Source organism: Photobacterium gaetbulicola, assembly GCF_003025515.1.
In the GTDB taxonomy this organism is placed as follows: Bacteria; Pseudomonadota; Gammaproteobacteria; order Enterobacterales; family Vibrionaceae; genus Photobacterium; species Photobacterium gaetbulicola.
Window position 1 is genome coordinate 36,068 of the sequence record NZ_PYME01000032.1, and the last position, 21,649, is coordinate 57,716.

16 protein-coding genes and 1 riboswitch are annotated in these 21,649 nt (G+C 56.2%); of the genes, 4 read left to right on the top strand and 12 right to left on the bottom strand.

The window, feature by feature from the left end; translation table 11 throughout:
• Window positions 1-29: 29 nt before the first annotated feature.
• From C9J03_RS22100 to csrD, 10 genes are all read right to left on the bottom strand, one after another.
• Window positions 30-512 carry a hypothetical protein gene (locus tag C9J03_RS22100; RefSeq protein ID WP_044622411.1) on the bottom strand — a complete coding sequence of 161 codons (483 nt, stop codon included), beginning with the start codon at window positions 510-512 and terminating at the stop codon, window positions 30-32.
• A complete protein-coding gene (locus C9J03_RS22105; RefSeq protein ID WP_044622410.1) occupies window positions 493-1,713 on the bottom strand; it encodes a type II secretion system F family protein in 1,221 nt (406 codons plus the stop codon). Before C9J03_RS22105 ends, C9J03_RS22100 begins: the two co-directional genes overlap by 20 nt.
• A gap of 19 nt (window positions 1,714-1,732) precedes the next feature.
• Window positions 1,733-3,448 (bottom strand): GspE/PulE family protein, encoded by a 1,716-nt coding sequence (locus tag C9J03_RS22110; RefSeq protein WP_044622409.1) that lies wholly within the window; start codon window positions 3,446-3,448, stop codon window positions 1,733-1,735.
• Window positions 3,449-3,450: 2 nt separating this feature from the next.
• Complete coding sequence (locus tag C9J03_RS22115; protein ID WP_044622408.1) at window positions 3,451-4,710, bottom strand: tetratricopeptide repeat protein; 1,260 nt, start codon at window positions 4,708-4,710, stop codon at window positions 3,451-3,453.
• A gap of 3 nt (window positions 4,711-4,713) precedes the next feature.
• A complete protein-coding gene (locus tag C9J03_RS22120) occupies window positions 4,714-5,556 on the bottom strand; it encodes an ExeA family protein (RefSeq protein ID WP_044622407.1) in 843 nt (280 codons plus the stop codon).
• A 3-nt stretch (window positions 5,557-5,559) separates the two neighbouring features.
• On the bottom strand, window positions 5,560-7,227 hold the full coding sequence (gene mshL, locus C9J03_RS22125; protein ID WP_044622406.1) for a pilus (MSHA type) biogenesis protein MshL: 1,668 nt from the start codon (window positions 7,225-7,227) through the stop codon (window positions 5,560-5,562).
• A 17-nt stretch (window positions 7,228-7,244) separates the two neighbouring features.
• A complete protein-coding gene (locus tag C9J03_RS22130; protein ID WP_044622405.1) occupies window positions 7,245-7,568 on the bottom strand; it encodes an MSHA biogenesis protein MshK in 324 nt (107 codons plus the stop codon).
• Complete coding sequence (gene gspM, locus C9J03_RS22135) at window positions 7,561-8,196, bottom strand: type II secretion system protein GspM (RefSeq protein ID WP_039464759.1); 636 nt, start codon at window positions 8,194-8,196, stop codon at window positions 7,561-7,563. Before gspM ends, C9J03_RS22130 begins: the two co-directional genes overlap by 8 nt.
• Window positions 8,193-9,635, bottom strand: coding sequence for a PilN domain-containing protein (locus tag C9J03_RS22140; RefSeq protein ID WP_231580702.1), 1,443 nt, complete (start codon window positions 9,633-9,635; stop codon window positions 8,193-8,195). Before C9J03_RS22140 ends, gspM begins: the two co-directional genes overlap by 4 nt.
• A 179-nt stretch (window positions 9,636-9,814) precedes the next feature.
• On the bottom strand, window positions 9,815-11,785 hold the full coding sequence (csrD, locus tag C9J03_RS22145) for an RNase E specificity factor CsrD (protein ID WP_044622403.1): 1,971 nt from the start codon (window positions 11,783-11,785) through the stop codon (window positions 9,815-9,817).
• Between the two features lie 252 nt (window positions 11,786-12,037).
• Between csrD and C9J03_RS22150 the strand changes: the two genes are divergently transcribed.
• Window positions 12,038-12,925 carry a LysR family transcriptional regulator gene (locus C9J03_RS22150; RefSeq protein WP_044622402.1) on the top strand — a complete coding sequence of 296 codons (888 nt, stop codon included), beginning with the start codon at window positions 12,038-12,040 and terminating at the stop codon, window positions 12,923-12,925.
• 71 nt (window positions 12,926-12,996) lie between these two features.
• Here C9J03_RS22150 and C9J03_RS22155 read toward each other — a convergent pair whose 3' ends face one another.
• The gene (locus C9J03_RS22155) at window positions 12,997-13,548 is read right to left on the bottom strand and encodes a single-stranded DNA-binding protein (protein WP_039464765.1); all 552 of its coding nucleotides are present in this window, start codon (window positions 13,546-13,548) and stop codon (window positions 12,997-12,999) included.
• A gap of 267 nt (window positions 13,549-13,815) precedes the next feature.
• Here C9J03_RS22155 and uvrA point away from each other — a divergent pair, with 267 nt between their 5' ends.
• Both uvrA and C9J03_RS22165 read left to right on the top strand, forming a co-directional pair.
• On the top strand, window positions 13,816-16,644 hold the full coding sequence (gene uvrA, locus C9J03_RS22160) for an excinuclease ABC subunit UvrA (RefSeq protein WP_044622401.1): 2,829 nt from the start codon (window positions 13,816-13,818) through the stop codon (window positions 16,642-16,644).
• A gap of 104 nt (window positions 16,645-16,748) precedes the next feature.
• Window positions 16,749-18,494: a PglL family O-oligosaccharyltransferase gene (locus C9J03_RS22165; protein ID WP_044622400.1), complete on the top strand. Its 1,746-nt coding sequence runs from the start codon at window positions 16,749-16,751 to the stop codon at window positions 18,492-18,494.
• Window positions 18,495-18,555: 61 nt separating this feature from the next.
• Here the strand turns inward: C9J03_RS22165 and C9J03_RS22170 are convergent, their stop codons facing one another.
• Window positions 18,556-19,674, bottom strand: coding sequence for a pyridoxal-phosphate-dependent aminotransferase family protein (locus C9J03_RS22170; protein WP_044622399.1), 1,119 nt, complete (start codon window positions 19,672-19,674; stop codon window positions 18,556-18,558).
• Window positions 19,675-19,928: 254 nt separating this feature from the next.
• Window positions 19,929-20,115, top strand: a riboswitch (Lysine riboswitch).
• Window positions 20,116-20,224: 109 nt separating this feature from the next.
• On the opposite strand from C9J03_RS22170, the gene lysC reads away from it, so the two are divergent.
• The gene (gene lysC / locus C9J03_RS22175; protein ID WP_044622398.1) at window positions 20,225-21,607 is read left to right on the top strand and encodes a lysine-sensitive aspartokinase 3; all 1,383 of its coding nucleotides are present in this window, start codon (window positions 20,225-20,227) and stop codon (window positions 21,605-21,607) included.
• Window positions 21,608-21,649 lie beyond the last annotated feature (42 nt).

Sequence of the window (21,649 nt, forward strand, 5' to 3'; positions counted from 1 at the left end):
TTTTTGTTTTTGTCAATTCGACGGCAGCACTATTCGGGCAGCGTCAAAAAACCGTTAGTGTGTATTGTCTCATTTTCATAAAATAATGCTAGCCATTTTCCGTCAGTAATTTGGAAATAACACGAATTATAATGCGCTGATCGCACTTCTTTTTTATCAACAAGGCTCACGTAATCGACAGGCACCTGTCTTGATGACAGCAAATTCCACATTTTTGCACAATCAACGTGCTGATCTCGGATAATTATCGGCCAACCTTTATGGGTAAACGAGTATTCGATCCCATTGGTTTGAGAGTGGCTGGGCTTATTTTCCAGCTCCCACTGCTGGCGCAACGACGCGGCACTACGGCTCATGGTCTGCGCCAATAATTTGACCCTAGTGCGTTCAGCCTGATCATTGACCTTGTGCCATTGCACCAACAACACCCAGATCATCAGGAAAATGACGCCGCCCCAGAGAAACCAGCGCATATGACCGAAGTGTTTGATGCTAGACACCGCGCGCAACATCCAGCAGGCTCCACATTGGCAGGAAGATCCCCAGCGCCAATACCAGCACCATAATCGCAACAATAAACAGCAAGATAGGCTCGATACGGGCCGTCAGCGTCTTGAGGTCATAATCCACTTCACGGTCGTAGAAATCCGAGACTTCAAGCAGCAAGTCGTCGACCTGGCCGGTCTCTTCACCCACCGCGATCATCTGCAGCACCAAGGGGGTAAACACCCCGGACTGGCGCGCCATCGCGGCAATGCTGCTACCGCTCTCGATACCGTTTTTCATCTCGATGAGACGGTTTTCAAGGTAGTGGTTGCCCAGCGATTCCGCCGCCATCTGGATCGCCTGATTGAGCGGCACGCCTGCGCGTATCATTAGTGAGAAAGTGCGTGAAAAGCGCGATAACTGGGCACGATTGACAATATCGCCCACAATCGGCACTTTTAACCGGAATTTATCCCATCTTTCGCCACCCGCTGGGGTTTGGCGCCATATCTTCAAACCAATCCAAGTCACCACCATCACCCCCAGCATCAGAGGCCAGTAATGGACGAAGAAATTCGAGGTTGCGATCAGGATCCGGGTCGGCAGCGGCAACTCTACCCCGAAGCGGCTGAACATCGAGGCAAACTGCGGGATCACCTTGATATTCAGTACCGACATCGCCAGGGTGATAGCGATCAGAACAAAAGTGGGATAGCGCATCGCCGACTTGATCCGGCGGCGGGTTTCCATCTCCTGCTCGAAATACTGCGCCAGCTGGAGCAGCGTTTCATCCAGCCGACCGGTGTTTTCACCGACACTGATCATCGACACGAACAGCTCGGAGAACACCCGCGGGTGGGCCTGCATTGCCACCGACAGCGCCTTACCGTTGGTCAGCTCCACCACCACGGCATCCAGGGTTTCGCGCATCAAGGGGTGGCTGGCACTCTGGCCCAAACCACGTACCGCACGCAGCAAAGGCACACCGGCTTTGGTCAGGCTATAAAGCTGACGGCAGAAAATCACCAGCACCTCGAGCGGGATCCGGCTTTTGAACAGGCGGTCAATATCCAGCCCGGCCGATTTGGCTTTACCCTCACGAATTTCCAGCGGAATAATGCCTTGGCGCATCAAGATATCTGCCGCGGCATCTTGCGAAGCGGCTTCCAGCTGCCCCCGCTTCATGTCACCCTGGGCACTGCGGCCGCGGTAATTAAAAATTGCCATCTCTCGTACCTGCTAGCCGTTAGACCACATAACTATTGTGCTCATCACCCTCACCGAGCAGCAGCACTTCATCCAGGCTGGTAACCCCTTCCAGCGCCAGCTCCATCGCCGACTCGATCAGCGGCTTATACCCCGGCGACTGGCGGGCGATCTGGCTAAAATGTACGGCATCACCGGCACGCAAGGCATCCATCATATCCGGGCGCATTTCCAATAGCTCAAACACCCCGATACGGCCACGGTAGCCGGTAAAGTTACAGGTCTGGCAGCCCCGTCCCTTGCGGAAGGTCGTCTCGGTCAAATGGGGGAACCGCGCCATCAACCACTGCTGCTTGTCGGCCTCGAGCTCATGATCTGTCGCACAGTCTTTACAGACCCGGCGTACCAGGCGCTGGGCCAATACCGCCCGCACCGCACTGGCAACCAGGTAGCCAGGTGCTTCCATGTCGATCATTCGCAGGGCACTGTCTACGGCATCGTTGGTATGCAGGGTGGACAGCACCAGGTGGCCAGTCAGGGCCGAGCGCAGGCCGATCTCCACCGTTTCCTGATCGCGCATCTCGCCCACCAGGATGATATCGGGATCCTGGCGCAGGAAGGTGCGCAGGATCGACGAGAAGTTCAGGCCTATCTTGCTGTTGACCTGAACCTGGTTGACCCGCGGCAAGCGGTATTCCACCGGATCTTCCGCGGTGATCAGCTTCTTGCCCGGCTGGTTGAGCTCACTCAGCGCGCCATACAAGGTGGTGGTTTTCCCCGAGCCGGTCGGGCCGGTAACCAGGATCATCCCGTGCGGCCGGCGCAACTGGCGGCGGAAGCGCAGCAAGATATCTTCGGGCATACCAATCTGCTCAAGGCTCAAGATCCCCGCCGACTGGTTGAGCAGACGCATCACCACGGATTCACCGTGCTGCACCGGCATGGTCGATAGACGTACATCGACCGACTGGCCGCGCACCGACATATTGAAGCGACCGTCTTGCGGCAGGCGCTTCTCGGAAATATCCAGGCTGCCCATCAGCTTCAGGCGCAGCACCAATGCCGATGCGACACCAGATTCCTTGAGCAGGGTTTCGTGCAGCACCCCATCGATACGCTGGCGGATCCGCAACACATCGCTGTCCGGCTCGATATGGATATCCGATGCCCCCACCTGAATTGCATCTTCAAACAGCGAATTGATCAGCTTAACAACGGTGACTTCGTCATTGTCGTTGTCCTCCAAGCCAAACGCGTATTCCGAGTGGTGCTGGTGCTCGGCCTGCAGCTGCTCGGCAAAGGAGACAATTTCCTGGGTACGGCGGTAATAGCGGTCAAATGCCGTGATCAGCTGGCGCTCCGAGGCAATCACCAACTCGATCCGGTACTGTGCCAGCTGGTCGTAAACCGCTTCCTGAGAGGCCAGATCCGCCGGATCACTCATCGCCACCCGGACCATGCCGTCCTGTTCGCTGAGCACCAATGCTCGCAGGCGGCGCGCATGGACTTCGGCCAGCAGGGCCACCGCATTGGTATCTATCGTCAGGCGGTTGAGATCGACCAGCGGAATATCAAGCTGGCGGGAGAGGAACTGCAGCATTTTCTGCTCGCTCAGGAACCCCATGCTGATCAGGGTATCCCCCAGCTTGCGGCCGGTTGACTGCTGGTTGTCCAGCGCCTGTTCCAGCATATCCTGCGAGACGATGCCCTCTTCAATCAACAGGTCGCCAAGGCGTTTACGTAGTCGAAGTGCCATAATTACCCCTTGCTATTGGCCAGCACGGCCAGGCGTTGGCGAATAAACTGTTGCGTCTCACCGGAGATCTGCCCCATCCGCAATGCCTGCTGGTAGGCCTCTTCGGCTTCGGCCAAGTCCTGGTTACGCTCCAAGGCCACCCCTAGCCCCAGCCACCAGCGGCCATCATAAGGCTCGGCTTTGACTAGGTTGTGGTAACTGCTCAGGGCCAAGTCATTTTGGTTAAGCTGCTGGGCCAAGGCACCGCGCATCGCCAAATAATCGCTATGGGCATAACTTGGCAACTGGCTCAGTACGTTCAGTGCCGCCTGCTGCTGTGACTCGTTAACCAGCAGCTTGGCCATGGTCAGGCGCAGATCTGGCTGGCCGGCATCCAGCGACAAGCCTTGCTGCAGCGTCGCCATCGCGCGGCGGGTTTCTCCCCGGCCGTAATACAGTGCCGCCAGTTTCTGGCGTGCCGTGATCCACTCAGGGTTGTATTTCACCGTCGTTTCCAAAAAGCTGATCGCCTTGCGGCTATCGCCCTGCTTGAGGGCCTTTTCAGCTTTCCTGTATTCAATCTGGGCCAGCTGACCGGCATCGAGCTCGACCGTTTCAATCATCAGGCTCTCTTCGCCATCGGTTATTTCCATGTCGCCACTGCGATGGATGTCATCAGCATGGCTCAATGTCGTTACCGGCTCAGGTGTCGCAGGCTCTGAAACAACAGGCTTTGCTGCTGGCGCTTTCTGAACCGAAGCCTTAGGTGCAGGGGCTTTCGGGGCAGCAGCTTTAGGCGCTTTAACCTCAGCCACTGGCGCTTGTGTCACTACCGTTTGCTGTTGTGCGGGCTGAGGAGCGGCTTTCACAGACTCTTTCTCAACCGGCTTCTTCGCAGGCTCTTGCGGCAAGACCGTTTGTTCAACCTCTGTCATATTAGCGACAGGTTGCGGCTCGGCCGTCACCTTTTCAGCTTTATCCACCATGGCTTCTGCGATAACCGGAGGCTCTGCAGCAATGGGCTCTGAAGCAGCTTCTGCCGGCGCGACCGGGTTGACCGCCATGACTACCTCGCCGACCGCATTGTCGCTGGACCACAACTGCCAGCCACCTATACCCATGGCGATGCCAAGGCCCAGCACGCCCAGTGTCGCCCAAGGCTTGAGGCTTGCTTGCTTGACCGGCTTAATCGCTGCCGGCTTGATTTCACTGCGACTGAAGCCTCTTTGTTGCTGGCCCTGCTGACGGCTTAGCGCGCTCAGTTTTTTATTCAATTCACTCATAGATTATTGCCATCCCCATAGTACCGGGTAGGTCCATCTTGGCTGGCGCGCGCCCAAGGTGTCGCGGATTGCCACGAGTACCTCTTCACGCCCAGCCATCAATTTGTCTTCACTGTATGCGGCAATTAACGCCTTGTGACACAGCTGGTTAATTAGTCGGGGGATACCGCCACTGGCCTGCCATATCGCCTTGCCCTGCGGCAGGGCAAACAGCTCGTGCTGGATACCGGCAGTCTGCAGGCGGTGTTCGATATAGGCCAGGGTCTCGGCCAGATTGAGAGGCCTTAATTCGCTACGGAACGTGATCCGCTGGCGGAACTGGCGCAGCTCATGCCTGGCGAGCTGCCGGTCGAGCTCAGGCTGCCCCAGCAGTACAATGTGCAGCAGCTTTTCCTGCTCGGTTTCCAAGTTGCCCAGCAGCCGAATGGCCTCCAGGGCATCATCCGGCAGAGCCTGTGCCTCATCGATCAATACCACAACGGTTTTCCCCGCCGCTTTGCGTGCCAGCAGAGCTTGCTGCAGCCGGTCGGCCAGCAGGCTATTGTCACCTTCGCTTGCCAGCCCCAACTCACGGGACAAGGCAATGCGCAATGCCGGGCCGCTCTCGGCTGGCGTCGGCAAATAAGCCAGCTCAAAGTGCGCAGGCAACTGGTTGATCAGCATTCGACATACCAAGGTTTTACCCGTGCCCACTTCTCCGGTGATCTGGATGATCCCCTCGCCCATCCCCAGCGCCGCCAAGGTGGTATCGATAGCCTCCAGGTGCGGTGGCAAGGCATGGAAAAAATGGGTATTGGGTGTCAGGCCGAAAGGCGCTGACACCATGCCGAAATGCTCGAGGTACACGGCTTAGCCCTCTTCGGGGAACCACTCGTTGAGCAGGGCGCGGGAGCGTTCCACTTCCTGCTGCCAGGTCTGTTCGCCGACGACCGTAGGCTTGAGCAAGATCACCAGCTCGGTCTTGACCTGCAGCTTGTTGACGTTACGGAACAGGTGCCCCAGCATCGGGATATCCCCCAGCAGCGGCACTTTCGACACCTGGTCGGTGGTCGCCGATTTCATCAACCCGCCGATCACCACCACATCACCAGAGCGGGCGTGGATCACCGAGTCCGACTCGCGGATAGAGCTCTTGGCCAGCGGCAGCTGGTAGGTACCGAAGGTATCCCCCAGGGCAATATCGCGGATCTCGGTTTCAACATCGATAACCGCTGGGTGGACGTGGAGCAAGACACTGCCCTCATCGCCGATCTGCGGGGTCACATCCAAAGAGATCCCTGAGAAGAACGGTGTCAGCTCGATATCCGGCGAGGCGGTTCCGCCATCACTGTTGACCTCGCCGCCGGAAATGTCGGTCACGAAGTACTGATCGCTACCTACTTTGATCACCGCTTTCTGGTTGTTGGCCGCCGTCACCCTCGGGCTGGACAGCACGTTCAGATCGCCCTGGGTATCGAGGAAGCTCAGTACCGCATCGAAGTTCCCGTCCGAAATAGTTATATTGGTCTGCCCACCCAGTAGCGCAGCAATCGGGTCGGCCCCCGGCAGGGTCGGGATAGTGCCGTTGGAAATATTGCCGCGGCCGAAGACAATTTCTGTACCGCCAATGGTCTTGGTGATATTGCTCCAGTTGATCCCCTGCTGGTAGCCATCACTCAGGGCCACTTCCATGATCTTGGCTTCCAGCACAACCTGGCGCTTAAGGCGCTGCTGGGAAACACCGAGAAACTCTTTGACTTCGCGCAACTCGTTCGGGTAGGCACGGACCGAGATCAAGCTCGCCTGTGGCGAAACCACAATGCTCCGTCCCTGGCCGCTGCCAATCATCGCCTGCACGGCTTTTTCCAGCTGGGCCCAGAAATCACTTTCCGAGACAGTTTCGATCGTCGTACCGCCCGTGGTGGTGGTTGAGCTGTTATTGTTGTTGCTGTTGTTTTTATTGCTGCTGTTGCCAGTGTTGTTTTGAGAACTGCCGGAATTGCCTGAATTACTGTTGGTAATTGAGCCGGTGGTCAACGAGGTCAGAGAAACACCGCGGCGCTGTAGCTGGAGGTAGTCGACAGGGATCACCTCGGTACGCAAGGTGGCCGGGAAAACCTGGATAATGTTACCCTTGCGGGTTGTGTTATAGCCGTAAATATCGGAGACCACAGACAGCACTTCGTCCAGCGTGACATCGCGCAGGGTCAGGGAGATACGGCCCTGCACATCCGGGTGGATAACCATATTGAACGGCGTGCCTTTCACCAGGCTTCCGAAGAATGCCTTGGCTTCAACATTGCGGGCATTAACCCGAAAGCGCTTTTCAAGCACTGACTGGCTCGCATAATCCATCCCGTCGAGGCCCGGCATCAAATCATTGCTGACCGCCGGCGGCAGATCCATCAATGGTCTACTGTTCGCTTCGTTGGCGGCCTGGTTAAGGGCACCTTTGACCTCCACCGGGTCTCGGTGTCCCATATTGGTCGAGCATCCTGCCAGGGAAGCCATGACTACGGCTACTATTAATCCACGCATGTTTACCACTTCTTGTTCTACTCTGACTTTATGTTATCGGCGAACATTTCCAGCCGCCATTGCCGCCCACCCCGCTGCAAGATGACGTAATCATCCGTCACCTGACTGAGGGTATAACCGCTTATTCGCCCGCCGGTCCCGACAGACACACTGTTAAGAATCGCCCGGCATGCCTGACCATCCTGATCGCAAAAGATCCCCTGCAACTGCGGCAGGCGTGCCCGTGACGGGCTTGTCTTGACCGCCGGCGCCTGCCAGCCCAATGGCGCAGTCGGATCCTGCGCAGCCTGTGCCAGCGGTATCAACAGCCATACCACGACCACCATTGCTAATCTAACCACCAATAAAGTCCTCGCTTACTCCGAGTGTGTAGACTTCCAGCTGGATATCGGCCCAAGGGTAGTTATCCACCCGGTAATCCAAGCTCCGCCAGTAGTACTGGACTGGCAGCGCTTCGAGCTGTTCGAGGTAGCGGATCAAATCAAAGTACCGTCCACGCAATGTCAACCGCACCGGGTGGATGTAATACCCCTGGTCTTCCCCGCCGACCAGCTGTACCGGCGGCAAAGACTCCAACGACAGCAACTTTAGCTGGCGCGAATGCTGGAGCACTTTCTCCATCAAAGCCGACATCTGTACCGGCGTAACCAAACTCGATACCCGCCCATCGAGCTGGGCGTCCATATCTGCATTCTGCAACTCCAGCAAGGTGATCCGCTCATCGATATCGGCGTCAGGATCCCCCTTGAGCTTGCGCTCCATCACCAACTGTTGGTTCGTGGTGTTAAGCAGGGCATTCTTCACCGACTGCAGCTGCCCCGAGGCGGCCTCAACCGCTTTCACCTGGGGCTCAATCACCACGATAAAGCCGACGAACAACAGGGCAATCCAGCCCGACAGGGCGATCAACCACTTCTCTCGTTGGGTCAGCAGGGCAAATTTGTCACACAGCGTCTGCCAGTGGTTCATTGGGCGACTCCTTGCGTGACAGCAGGTGCTGCAGGCTGATTGCGCTCAGCCAGCAGCTTGAAGGTCACGATATTCTGTTTGTTACGGCCAAGCGTCATCAGCTTGAAGCGGCGATCCGACAGCGACGGATACTGCCTGAATTCCTGCAACCAAGCCGGAACGGCATCCGGGGTTCGTGCCAGACCTTCAAGATTGAGCTGAGGCCCTTTTACCCTCAGGTGCTGGACCGAGATATCACCACTGGCAGCCGCCGACAACTGCTGCATCATGCCGGCATATCCCACCTGCAAGCTACTATCATGCAGGGCGATAGCCTCCAGGGCAGCCCGCTTCTCGGCGAGGTGTTGCTCCAGGCCGTTAGCCACATCGACCTTGATCTGGCTCGGCAAGTGCTTGGCCAGGGCAGCCTTAGTCCGCTCAAGCTCGGCGGATTTTTGCTGCAGGCGCTGCTGCTCTGCCGCCAGCTCTTGCTGTTGCTGGTAGCTCTGCCAGCTGAACCAACCTGCCAACGCCGCCAATACCACAGTGATCGCCACCCAGCTCATTACGACATTGGGGAGGGTCAACAACTCAAGCTTTGGCTTTAGGGCATCGCTGTAGAAATTAATCCCGACCTGCTCGGGCTCTATTACCGCACAGTAGGCAACACGCACGGCGTTGCTGGCCAAAGAAGGATGCGAAGGGGTAACGGGTTCAACCTTGACGTTGAGGCGCTGGCTCAAGGCTTGAGCTAACTCACTGTCGTCATCGTCATCACAGGAAATCAGCAGCTGGGTGATCGGGGCATCACGCAGCTGGGCACTGAGGAAGTCCAGCGACCGCTGCAGCTCCAATGCCAATCCATCGAGCTGCAAACCTTTTTCCAGCGACTGGGCATCGTCACTAGCCAACAACGGCACGCTGAAGCCGCGAAGCTGGCGCTGGAAGCACAGCACCTGCTGTTTGAAAGCCGACAACTGCAGGTTGGCTTTCCCCCGGCGGTGCAGAACAAGCTGGCTTCGCTCAAACGCGGTCAGCTGTCCCCATACCACTTCTTCGGCGGACACCGACAACAGCTCGCACCCCGCCTCCCGGCAGGCCTTGTCCAGCTGCTCAATTTGCTTTTTCTGGGTCGAAAATGCCTGCAGGCGCTCTTTCAGCGGCGCGACAAAACCATCGGCCACCAGCTCCATCGGTGACTCGTTGACCAGCTCTTTGACCAAAAAGGGCAAGGCCGTCGGATACTCTTCCCGCGGCAGCTCGGGCTTGTCGATCAACATACTCTGATACAGGCCATGCCCTAGCACCAGGCGCAACTCCGCCCCTTTCAGCTGGTGCTTGTCAATCAAGGTGCGAATCGCCCCCGGCCAGCCGTTCAGCCCTGATACCGGCAGCTCATCCGTCACCCATGATTTATTTTCCTGGTACACCAAAGCCACGGTATCGGCGAATAATGCCATTCCCGCCACCGGAGAATGTGTCTTCTTCCTTAGCAATTTCTTTATTATCATTTCAGGCTACTTGGTTTAAACAGGCTTACTTTCAGGGGGTATCGCAGGAATTCACTGTCCTTGACAATAAGTGTCAATATTTTGACCATTATAATGATAATTCCCTTAATGAATAGTGATTTTTTGCTCTACCCTGTGTTTTTTCCAAACAATTTCCGTGGGTTATTATTATTGTCAGCATCATTTTCTGCTGAATTTTCAGGCGAGAAGTAACGCCCTTGACCGCCATTTATCCCTAACTGCTTGAGAACTTGCCACTCATTGGCATTTTCGACCCCAACAGCAATCACCTTGACGTCGGAATCAGCGCAGGCACCCAACATGCTTCTGACAAATAGCTGGTTTTCCTGGCGTAGATTGATCTCGCGAACCAAGCTACGGTGCAGCTTGATGTAATCGGCGCGGATATCCTTGATATAGTGGGTACTGACAATGGTTCTGCCCGCCTGATCAACCACCAGGCTGCAGCCAAGGCCAACCAGCATCCGGGTCACCGGACGCATTGCATCCAGGTGCTTGACCAGCCCCCCTTCGGCAATTTCGAAGGACAATCGGTTGAGCACAGTGCGCGGGGTCTGCAGCAGTTCGTCCCGCAGCCATTTGACAAAGCTCTTCTCCAACAAGGCCTCTACGCTGAGATTGACCGAAATCGACTCGGTCACCGGCTCGCTCTTGAGCATGTGCAGTGCCTTGGTCACCACAATTTTATCCATCCGGGCACTGAAACCGACTTGCTCGACAGCGGTGAGGAAACGCGACGCTTTGATCAGCATACCGTTCTCATCCCTGATGCGGGACAGCAACTCACGGTGTAGCGGGCTACCATCTACCAACTGCACCGACTGTTGATACAAGGCCGGGCCGCCATTGCTGAACACGGCATCGAGCAAGGTCCGCCAGCGCACACTGCCCCTGGCGTCTTCAAACTGCTGATCTTTCTTAAAGGCATACCAGCTGTTGGAGCCCTGCAACTGGGCACTGCGCAGTGCCATATCTGCTTCGTCCATGATCCGGCCGCGGCGCTCGCCACTGGCACAGAAGGTTACCCCGATATGGCACCAATTGTCGGGCTCCAGCGGCGCTGGCGGCGACAGGCGATCCAAGGCATTCATCAGCGTATTGCTAAACTGCTTGACCTCCTTGGCCGACTGCTGCGGCAGCAGAATGGCAAACTCCGCATCGAAATAGCGCGACAGCACCGTATCCGGGTAACGCTGGATAAGGTTCGATAAAATCCCGCCGACATCCTGGATCAGCTCATCGGCCTCGGCTTTGCCCTTGTCAGCCAGCAACTCTTCCCAATCGGTGATCCGGATCAGAATGACTGCGCCGTGGGTTTCCTGATCCTGCAGCATCGACTGCAAGCGGCTATCGAACAACACCCGGTTGGCCGCCCCAGTCAGCTGATCGAGGAAGGTATGGGTTCGAATAAAAGTGTCAAAACGGCTGCGCTCCTGCCGGGCATCCTTGAGCTCGGCGATCATCTTGTCGAGGGCCAAGCTGGCAGTGGCAGGCCACTCCTGCTCATCGCCCACGGCATTTTCATCCACCCTGCCGGCCAGGATCAGCCGACCACGATGTTCGAGCAGCTCCGAGCCGTACAGCTGGCGACGCAGCCAGTCCATCCCCCAAACCAACCCCATGATGATGATCGCCACGGCCAGGCTTATCGACGACATCGCGCCTAACGAGTAGGTAAACTCGGTATATGGCGGGATCGATTTCATGGTAACCGTGAAACCGGGATTGTGTTCGAGCTCGTAGCGGCTCTGATGGAGGATGTTCGGGTCAGTCAACGGCTGTAGCCCCTGAAAAGCGTACACCACCCCTGCCTCACTGCCGACTTCCAGCTCCACCACATTACTGGCTTTGAGCAACTTTGGCAGCCAACGCGAAATCGCCTGCGAGCCTTGAGGATCAGCCAGCTCCTGATCGATGACCCCAACGACCCCCTCCAGATAGTGGGTCAGGTAGTCCTGCCCCAACTTGCGAAAACTTACCGCCCCGCCAATAAAAATGACGAAAATGGCACAGATAACAATTAATGTGACAAAGGCAACTAGACGGTTGGTTAACCGCATCCCTGAAGCTTTTCTCATAAGCAGCCAAAAAAACTCAAATAGTCAAACAGATACTTAGCCAGATCAAACACCAGAAAGGCCAAGGCATGGGCGTACACTAAAAGCAAAAATACCATTGTATTGATCATGCTGTCAGTGCCAAAGTCGACAAATTAACAATTTTGTAAACCCTTGTTAGGACATAAACCGTCTGAACCGGAAGGAAACTCATGGTAATGTAAGAAAATATGCAACTTCGCCTGCCACCAGCGCAATAGGGTTATTAGCAACATGGATTGGATCACCTGCACCAAAAGCTTTGTTACCGTTGTCGACCAGGGCTCACTGGCCCAGGCCGCCACCAAACTCAACACCTCCAGCTCAGCCCTGTCCAAGCGTTTGGCCTGGCTGGAAAAACAGCTGGGCGTGCAACTGCTCAAACGTACCACCCGCAGCCTGACCATGACCGATGCCGGCCGCCTCTTCTATCAGCGCAGCGCACGCTTGCTGGATGACTGGCACCAGATGCTGGCAGAGACTACCTCGACCTATGGTGACGTCAGCGGGGTATTGCGGATCGGTGCGCCGCTGGCGGTTGGCAGTCGCCTGCTGGTGAACTACCTGGCGGAGTTCATCGAGGTGTATCCCAATATCCAGGTCGAGCTGCATACCATTACCCCGGGCCAGCTCCCGGATCTCAACCTGGATGTCTTTATCAGCAAGGAGCTCACCGATTTCAATTCATCGAGCTATATCGCCACCAAGCTGTTCAACTTCCGCCATGGTTTCTATGCCGCCCCGTCTTACCTGGAAGGAAAACCGCTGATCGACAGCCCTGAGCAACTGACACAACATAACTGCCTGATGTTCGGCACTCATGGCCACGAGCAAGAGCACGTGTTCGAAAATGAAGTCAGGGTGCGTCTCAAGGGCAACTTCACCACCCAGAATCCGGAAGCACTGGTCGCCGCCGCCGTGGCCGGAATGGGGATCATCTTGGCGGGAGAGAATACCGTCAAGCGCGAACTCAGCAAGGGCTTGCTGGTACCGGTGTTACCCGAACTCAGACAACCCGTGAGTTCAGCCTACGCCTACTACCCCAAACTCGACTACAACCATGTCAAAACCAAGCTGTTCATTGATTTTATCAAGGCCAAGTCCAACCCAGCCCACAGCTAGCAGACAATAAAAAGCCCCGCATCGGCGAGGCTTAATCATTTGGGTCAGCGACCTATCAACACAGCAAGTGCTTAAAATGGGATGTCGTCGTCGAAATCCATTGGCGGCTCGTTGTACTGAGGCTGAGGAGCGGCCTGCTGCTGTGGAGCCTGTTGCTGTTGCTGCGGAGCAAAGTTCTGCTGAGGCGCTGCTGCTGGCTGCTGAGGCTGACCCCAACCACCTTGCTGCTGTTGGCCACCCATTGGTGCGCCCATACCCTGGCCACCGCCCTGACGGCCGCCAAGCATCTGCATAACACCGTTGAAGCCCTGAACCACAACTTCGGTCGTGTAGCGGTCCTGACCGTTTTGGTCTTGCCACTTACGCGTCTGCAGTTGGCCTTCGATGTATACCTGAGAGCCCTTGCGCAGGTACTCACCAGCGACTTCAGCTAGCTTGCCGAACAGCGCCACACGGTGCCATTCAGTTTTCTCGCGCTGCTCACCAGTGTTCTTGTCACGCCAGCTTTCAGAGGTGGCAATGGTAATATTTGCTACTGCACCACCACTTGGCATGTAACGGATTTCCGGATCATTACCCAAGTTACCGACTAGGATAACTTTGTTTACGCCACGACTGGCCATAGTTCACTCCGATCTCATTATCGACGCTGGGAAAAGCCAGCTGCCGTTATTGAAAGTTTATACTTAATCGCGCAGTCTATCATGCTTCACCCCTGATCGAACAGGGCTGAATCCGAGTAAAATACAGCAAATGCCAGCACGAATAAGCGACACAGAATGGTGCTATTATAACCAGCTCACTGTGTTTTTATACAGCTTTTTCTTTCAAGGCCCTGAGCCCTGTGCAATAATGCCGCAGTCATAAATTAGTCAATAAAGCTCATCGATATGGATAACATTGAAGTCAGGGGTGCCCGTACCCATAACCTCAAGAACATTTCCCTCACGCTGCCTCGGGATCAGCTGATTGTTATCACCGGCCTGTCGGGATCGGGAAAGTCATCCCTGGCTTTCGACACCCTGTATGCCGAAGGGCAGCGCCGCTACGTCGAATCGCTGTCGGCCTACGCCCGCCAGTTCCTGTCACTGATGGAAAAGCCGGATGTCGACCATATCGAGGGGCTATCCCCGGCGATTTCCATCGAGCAGAAGTCGACCTCGCACAACCCGCGCTCTACGGTCGGGACCATTACCGAGGTGTACGATTACCTGCGTTTGCTCTACGCCCGTGTCGGTGAGCCACGCTGTCCGACCCACCATGTAGAGCTCGCCGCCCAAACCGTCAGCCAAATGGTCGACAAGGTGCTCGAGCTGCCGGAAGGCAGCAAAATGATGCTGCTGGCACCTATCGTCAAAGAGCGCAAGGGCGAACACGTCAAGACCCTGGCCAACCTCGCCGCCCAAGGCTATATCCGCGCCCGTATCGATGGCGAGGTGTGTGATCTGTCCGATCCACCAACGCTGGAACTGCATAAAAAGCACACCATCGAAGTGGTAGTCGATCGCTTCAAGGTCCGCGATGATCTGCAGCAGCGCTTGGCAGAATCTTTCGAAACCGCCCTCGAGCTGTCCGGTGGTAACGTGGTTGTCAGCCCGATGACCGACGGCGAGCATGAAGAGATCGTATTCTCGGCCAACTTTGCCTGCCCGCACTGTGGCTACAGCATGCAGGAGCTTGAGCCTCGTCTATTCTCCTTCAACAACCCGGCCGGTGCCTGTGGGACCTGTGACGGCTTGGGGGTGCAGCAGTTTTTTGACCCTGAACGGGTGGTGCAAAATGGCGAGCTGAGCCTGGCCGGCGGCGCGATCCGCGGCTGGGACAAGCGCAACTTCTACTATTTCCAGATGCTCAAGTCGCTGGCCGAGCATTATGATTTTGATGTCGAGGCCCCGTTCGACAGCCTGCCGAAGAAGGTCCAGAACGTGATCCTCAATGGTTCGGGCAGCACCAATATCGAGTTCAAATACATCAACGACCGGGGGGATATCACGGTCCGCCGCCATCCGTTCGAGGGGATCCTCAACAACATGGAGCGCCGCTACCGCGAAACCGAATCCAACTCGGTACGCGAAGATTTGATCAAATTCGTCTCGACCAAACCGTGCAGCAGCTGTAACGGCTCCCGCCTGCGCCTCGAGGCCCGCAATGTCTTTATCGCCGATACTACGTTGCCAACCGTGAGCGAGATGAGTATCAGCGAGGCAATGGACTTCTTCCAACAGCTGGCGCTGACCGGACAGAAAGCCAAGATTGCCGAAAAGGTCCTCAAGGAAATCAATGACAGGTTGAGCTTCCTGGTCAATGTCGGCCTCAATTACCTCAACCTGTCGCGCAGTGCCGAAACCCTGTCGGGCGGTGAAGCCCAGCGGATCCGCCTGGCCAGCCAGATCGGTGCCGGCCTGGTGGGCGTGATGTATGTGCTGGACGAGCCGTCAATCGGCCTCCACCAGCGAGATAACGAACGCCTGCTCAAGACCCTGACCCACCTGCGCGATCTCGGCAACACCGTGATTGTGGTCGAGCACGACGAGGACGCCATCCGCACCGCTGACCATGTGATTGATATTGGCCCTGGTGCCGGTGTCCACGGCGGCAATGTGATTGCCGAGGGCAAGCTGGCTGATATCGTCGCCAACGACAACTCACTAACCGGCCAATACCTCAGCGGCAAGAAATGCATTGCGGTTCCGGAGCAGCGCGTGGCCATGGATCCGGAGCGAACTGTCAAGCTGCTGGGTGCGACCGGCAACAACCTGAAAAATGTCGACGTCGAGCTCCCTGTCGGCCTGCTGACCTGTATTACTGGGGTATCGGGCTCGGGCAAGTCAACCTTGATCAACGACACCTTCTTCCAGATCGCCCACCACCAGCTCAACGGGGCGACATCGGGCCAGGCTGCGCCATACCGTGAAATACAGGATCTCGAGCACTTCGACAAGGTCATTGATATCGACCAGAGCCCGATTGGCCGTACGCCACGCTCTAACCCGGCGACCTATACCGGGATCTTTACCCCTATCCGTGAATTGTTTGCCGGCACCCAGGAGTCGCGTTCGCGCGGTTACAAACCGGGGCGCTTCAGTTTCAACGTCAAGGGTGGCCGCTGTGAGGCGTGCCAGGGCGACGGGGTTATCAAGGTAGAGATGCACTTCCTGCCGGATGTCTATGTGCCGTGTGATGCCTGTAAGGGCAAGCGCTACAACCGCGAAACACTGGAAGTCCGCTACAAGGGCAAAACCATCGACGAGGTGCTGGAGCTGACGGTCGAAGATGCCCGCGAATTTTTCGATGCGGTACCGGCTATAGCGAGAAAACTGCAGACTCTGATCGATGTCGGCCTGTCGTACATCCGCCTGGGCCAGGCTGCCACCACCCTATCGGGCGGTGAAGCCCAGCGGGTCAAACTGGCCCGAGAACTGTCCAAGCGCGACACCGGCAAGACCCTGTACATCCTGGATGAGCCGACCACTGGCCTGCATTTCCACGATATTCAGCAGTTGCTCAATGTCCTGCACCGCTTGCGTGACCACGGCAATACCATTGTGGTGATCGAGCATAACCTCGATGTGATCAAAACCGCTGACTGGATCATCGACCTCGGTCCCGAGGGCGGTAGCGGTGGCGGTGAAATCATTGCAACCGGTACCCCGGAGCAAGTGGCGCAGATCGCAGGTTCGCACACTGCACGCTTCCTCAAGCCTTTGCTGCCAGAGTGAACGCCAGTACAATAGCTCTGGCAACCTAACCGACGACGAGAAACCGGGCTTACCTTCAAGCCCGGTTTTGTTTGATTCAGACAGTGAGATCCAGCGTAACCACCATGACAGTGTTATATGTAAAAGGCACCAACCTTGCCGAGAAAGGGATCAGCAAGCCGATGATAAAGCCCTTCTTGGTGTCACTCGGGATCCTGTTCCTGTTGGCGATGCATTACTTTCAGCATAATCCCGGCGGCTCCGGACTGGAGCTCTCGTTCAATGCCATGAGCTGGATCCCGTTCAGCTTCGCTATTGCCTTCGGCCTGCTGGAAATCTGCCGCCAACGGATATGGCGCTATTCGCGGCTGACCATTGTCCTGACGATATGCTGCGTCCTGCTCACCCTGCCCATGTTCTACCCCAACGCGGACATCGGCCAGAGCTTGCCACGGCTGCTGGGCCTGTGGGCTGGTTTGCTGTTTTTTGTCGGCTTGCAGCAATTCTCCTTCAACCACAAGCAGCGCCAGCGCATGCTGTGGTTTGTCCTTGCTGCGGTATGGCTTCAAGCCATCCTCGGCTGGGTGCAGTTCATGCTACTGGAGCCGGGTAACCCGATGGGCTACGACACGTTGGCCAACCGGCCTTACGGGATTTTCCAGCAGCCCAATGTCATGGCTAGCTTTTTGGCTACCGGCTTAGTGCTGTCCGGCTACCTTCTTGCCCGTATTCCCATGTACCGGGGCAAGTGGAGCTGGCAGCAATGTTTCTTACTACTGACCCCTGTCATTACCCTGCCATTACTGGTGGTGCTAAGCTCCCGCACCGGCTGGCTCGGAGCCACCGTCGGTACCCTGCTGCTGCTCCCATACCTGCGCCACTTTGCCGCCAAAGCCCAGTGGCGGATGTGGCTGCTGATGATTACGCTCGGGCTTAGCCTGTCATGGCATATCAATAGCACCACGGGGTGGTCGCCTCAGGAGAACCGCCTGAGCTTGGTCAGTGCCCGAGCCATGCATATCCCGCAAGCGGTTAATATGTTCCTCAGCCAGCCCTTAACCGGCTACGGCTACGGCACCTTTGAGGTGAGCTACATTACCCAGACGGCGAAATGGCACCATGACAACCCGGACAACCCGGCAGGCATGGCCGCCCTCACCCACCCGCATAATGAGCTGGCACTCTGGGCTGCAGAAGGTGGTATCATTCCACTCCTTGCCCTGTTGGCAGCAGCGGCCGCGGTGTTCCTCAAAATCAAGAAAGCCCGGGAAGGGACACAGCTGGCTCTGATCGGACTGTTTTTCCCGCTGGTCTTGCATAGCCAGCTGGAGTACCCGTTCTACCACTCTCTGGTCCACTGGGTGATCTTCATCTTGTTGATTTACTGGGTCGATAACCTGACGGCCAAGTACTACAAGCAAAACATGCGCTACATCCTATCGATCCGGGCACTGGTACTGACGCTGCCACTCATCACCACCGGTTTTATGGCGACAACCCTCTACTCCGGCGCCCAGCTGACCCAGTACGAAACCAGCCGCCCCGCCAATGTTGACTATCTGTTGCGGGTCAATAACCCTTGGGCATGGCAGAACCGGTTTGAGTGGGATTTGCATCTTACCCAATTGCAGCTTGGGGTCGCCAGCGACAACCCCACCCTAATCCAGGAGTACATCAACTGGGCCCAGCAAAAGGCCAAGCGATGGCCACGTCCTGAGCTGTACCAAAATCTGGTCACGGCTTATTACCAGCTGGGGCAACACAACCGGGCGGAGCAAATCCTGGATGAGGCCCAGTACCTTTATCCTGGCCGTACCTTTTCATCTCCTGACGCTGCGTCTCCACAGTCGGACAAGCCGGAAATGCCCTGATGCCCAACAAAAAATGGCTACCTCGCGGTAGCCATTTCTCCATGCCGTCACCGAAGGTCGGTTATTTCAGCGTGGTCTCCAGTGCACGTAGGCACAGCGCGACATTTTCACTGCGGGCGGCATACCCCATCAAACCAATACGCCACGCCTTGCCAGCCAGCGCACCAAGTCCGGCACCAATTTCCAGGTTGTAGCGCTCCAACAGGGTTTTCCTCACCTCGGCATCATCAATACCGTCAGGAATATAGACCGCATTAAGCTGTGGCAGTCGATGCGCCTCATCAACCACGAATTCAATGCCCAACTGCTCCAGCCCTTCACGCAGCTCCAGGTGGATATCCTTATGGCGCTGCCAGGCATTCTCCAAGCCCTCGTTTTGCAACAGCACCAAGGCTTCATGCAACGCATACAGGCTGTTTACCGGTGCGGTATGGTGATAGCTTCGCTTGCCTTCACCGCTCCAGTACCCCAGCACCAAGCTCTGGTCGAGGAACCAGCTTTGAACCGGTGCCTGGCGGCTCTGGATCTTAGCCACGGCCTTCTCAGAAAAGGTTAACGGCGACAGCCCCGGGACACAGGACAAACATTTCTGGCTACCGGAGTACACCGCATCCAGCTGCCATTCGTCCACCAGCAGGGGCACGCCCCCCAGTGATGTGACGGCATCGACAATGGTCAGGCAGTCATGGGCTCTGGCCAGCTTGGCAATTGCCTCAGCATCACTCAATGCCCCGGTCGAGGTCTCGGCATGGACAAAGGCCACGATCTTCGCATCGGGGTGGCTCTCGAGTGCTTGGGCTACCAAGGCAGGATCAACAGGTTCACCCCAGTTGTTATCGACCATGACCGCCACGCCACCGCAGCGCTCGACATTCTCGCGCATCCGATCGCCAAATACACCGTTGCGGCAGACTATCACCTTGTCACCCGGCTCAACCAAGTTGACAAAACAGGCCTCCATACCGGCACTGCCCGGCGCCGATACGGCAATGGTGAAGGTATTTTGCGTCTGGAAAGCATATTGCAGCAATTGCTTGAGCTCATCCATCATGCCGATAAACAATGGGTCTAGGTGACCAATGGTCGGACGGCTCAGAGCCTGCAGCACCTGAGGGTAGATATCCGATGGACCCGGCCCCATCAGAGTGCGCTGTGGTGGATAGAAGCTGCCAATCGTCATTGTTGTTTTCCTCCCTGGCGGTAAGCGTGACTGTAGATCAGTTATTGTAAGGTACTGATTGACTATATCAGCTATATGCTAATTATGCTTATACCAAATCACCATGACCTCGGGCAGATAGCGCCCACTCCTGTTCGTGACAACTTTTTGCAAATTTTATGCATAATTTACCTCTATCTAATTGACAAAAGACCAGGAAATCCGGTTCAATATAGAACGTTTTTTGTTCATCCTGAGAAATAGCTTTCTCAGGGGCAGACAGAAGAGGAGCGTTACCCAGGTATCTAGGTTGCGGGGCCCCACCCCGAAGCAGTCTGGAGAGGGGGAGTAACGCCGAGATACGGCATGACAGGGGGCATGGCGTATCGGCTACGAAGGTTGAATCCTTCTGGCTGTCATCTATTCACTATGGTAATGGATAGATGGGGAGCTTCTGGTTGTTGTACCGGTTTACATCTTACCTTTTTGCTCTCCTGACTTTTTTGTCGGGACTACCATCCCGAGCCCCCTGATAAATACGTATATACTCTTTATTACTGGGAGACTCGCCGTGAGCTTTGTCGAAAATAACTTTACTGTTCCTCCTCCGATTACTGTAGCGAAATTTGGCGGTACCAGCGTAGCCGATCATGCCGCCATGAGCCGAAGTGCCACGATCATCAAGGAAAATGCTGCTGCCAAAGTAGTTTTGATCAGTGCCTGTTCCGGCGTCACCAACCTGCTAGTTGAACTTGCAAACGGAATTGCCGATAACGAGCAGCGCTCCCTACGGCTACAAAAACTGACCTCTATCCACCAGAACATTATCGACAAGCTGGCCCAGCCAGACACTGTCACTGGCCACATAGAACAACTCATCAATAACGTGGCAGGCCTCGCCGAGCAAGCCGCGGAGTCACCATCGACCAAGCTGACCGATCAGTTGGTTGCCCATGGTGAACTATTGTCGACGCACTTATTTACCCAAATTCTCAACGAAATGGGGGCGACAGCCCAGCGTTTCGATATTCGCTCTGTCATGCGTACCGACAGCCAGTACGGCAAAGCCATCCCGGACATTGATACCATCCGCCAACTGGCCGACTCACAGCTCCAGCCTCTGCTGGAAGGCGATACCATTATAGTTTCTCAAGGCTTCATTGGCTCAAACAGCGACGGGGAAACGACCACCCTTGGCCGCGGTGGCAGCGATTACAGTGCCGCCCTAGTTGCAGAAGCCATCAGCGCAGAAACTCTGGAGATCTGGACGGATGTACCGGGCATGTATACAACAGACCCGCGCATCACCGCTAATGCCAAGCCAATCAGCGAAATCAGCTTTAGCGAAGCATCAGAGATGGCAAACTTCGGAGCCAAGATCCTCCACCCGTCGACTCTGCTGCCGGCTGTCCGCCAACAGATCCCGGTCTTTATCGGTTCATCGAAAGCCCCTGAGCAAGGTGGTACCTGGATCCGCCAGCAGGTCAGCGAGCCGCCGAAATTCCGGGCGCTGGCACTGCGCTGCAACCAGACCCTGGTCACCCTGACCAGCCTGAATATGTTCCATGCCTACGGCTTCCTGTCCGAAGTGTTCCGTATTCTGGCCGAACACAAAATCTCGGTTGATTTGATCACCACTTCGGAAGTCAGTGTTTCACTGACCCTCGACCAAACCGATACCGGTGGTGGTGCCCCTAGCCTGCCAGCCGCAGCGATGGAGCAACTGAGCCAGCTTTGCCGCGTGGAAGTCGAGCAAGATCTGTGTTTAGTTGCCCTCATTGGCAACCAGCTCGGCGATGCCCCGGGTGCCGCAACCCAAGTATTCAGCCGTCTGGAGCAATACAGCCCGCGCATGATCTGCTTCGGTGCCAGTACCCACAACTTGTGCTTCCTGGTCAAAACCAAAGAGTCGCGTGACGTGGTCAAGGTCTTGCACCAAGGGCTGTTCGAGTAACAGCAATGCGGATAGAGCCCGCAGATAGCAAATAAAAAAGGC

Coding starts and splice junctions, on each gene's coding strand:
- C9J03_RS22100 (WP_044622411.1), bottom strand. CDS start 512: ATGTTGCGCGCGGTGTCTAGCATCAAACACTTCGGTCATATGCGCTGG.
- C9J03_RS22105 (WP_044622410.1), bottom strand. CDS start 1,713: ATGGCAATTTTTAATTACCGCGGCCGCAGTGCCCAGGGTGACATGAAG.
- C9J03_RS22110 (WP_044622409.1), bottom strand. CDS start 3,448: ATGGCACTTCGACTACGTAAACGCCTTGGCGACCTGTTGATTGAAGAG.
- C9J03_RS22115 (WP_044622408.1), bottom strand. CDS start 4,710: ATGAGTGAATTGAATAAAAAACTGAGCGCGCTAAGCCGTCAGCAGGGC.
- mshL (WP_044622406.1), bottom strand. CDS start 7,227: ATGCGTGGATTAATAGTAGCCGTAGTCATGGCTTCCCTGGCAGGATGC.
- gspM (WP_039464759.1), bottom strand. CDS start 8,196: ATGAACCACTGGCAGACGCTGTGTGACAAATTTGCCCTGCTGACCCAA.
- C9J03_RS22140 (WP_231580702.1), bottom strand. CDS start 9,635: ATGGCATTATTCGCCGATACCGTGGCTTTGGTGTACCAGGAAAATAAA.
- csrD (WP_044622403.1), bottom strand. CDS start 11,785: ATGAGAAAAGCTTCAGGGATGCGGTTAACCAACCGTCTAGTTGCCTTT.
- C9J03_RS22150 (WP_044622402.1), top strand. CDS start 12,038: ATGGATTGGATCACCTGCACCAAAAGCTTTGTTACCGTTGTCGACCAG.
- C9J03_RS22155 (WP_039464765.1), bottom strand. CDS start 13,548: ATGGCCAGTCGTGGCGTAAACAAAGTTATCCTAGTCGGTAACTTGGGT.
- uvrA (WP_044622401.1), top strand. CDS start 13,816: ATGGATAACATTGAAGTCAGGGGTGCCCGTACCCATAACCTCAAGAAC.
- C9J03_RS22165 (WP_044622400.1), top strand. CDS start 16,749: ATGACAGTGTTATATGTAAAAGGCACCAACCTTGCCGAGAAAGGGATC.
- C9J03_RS22170 (WP_044622399.1), bottom strand. CDS start 19,674: ATGACGATTGGCAGCTTCTATCCACCACAGCGCACTCTGATGGGGCCG.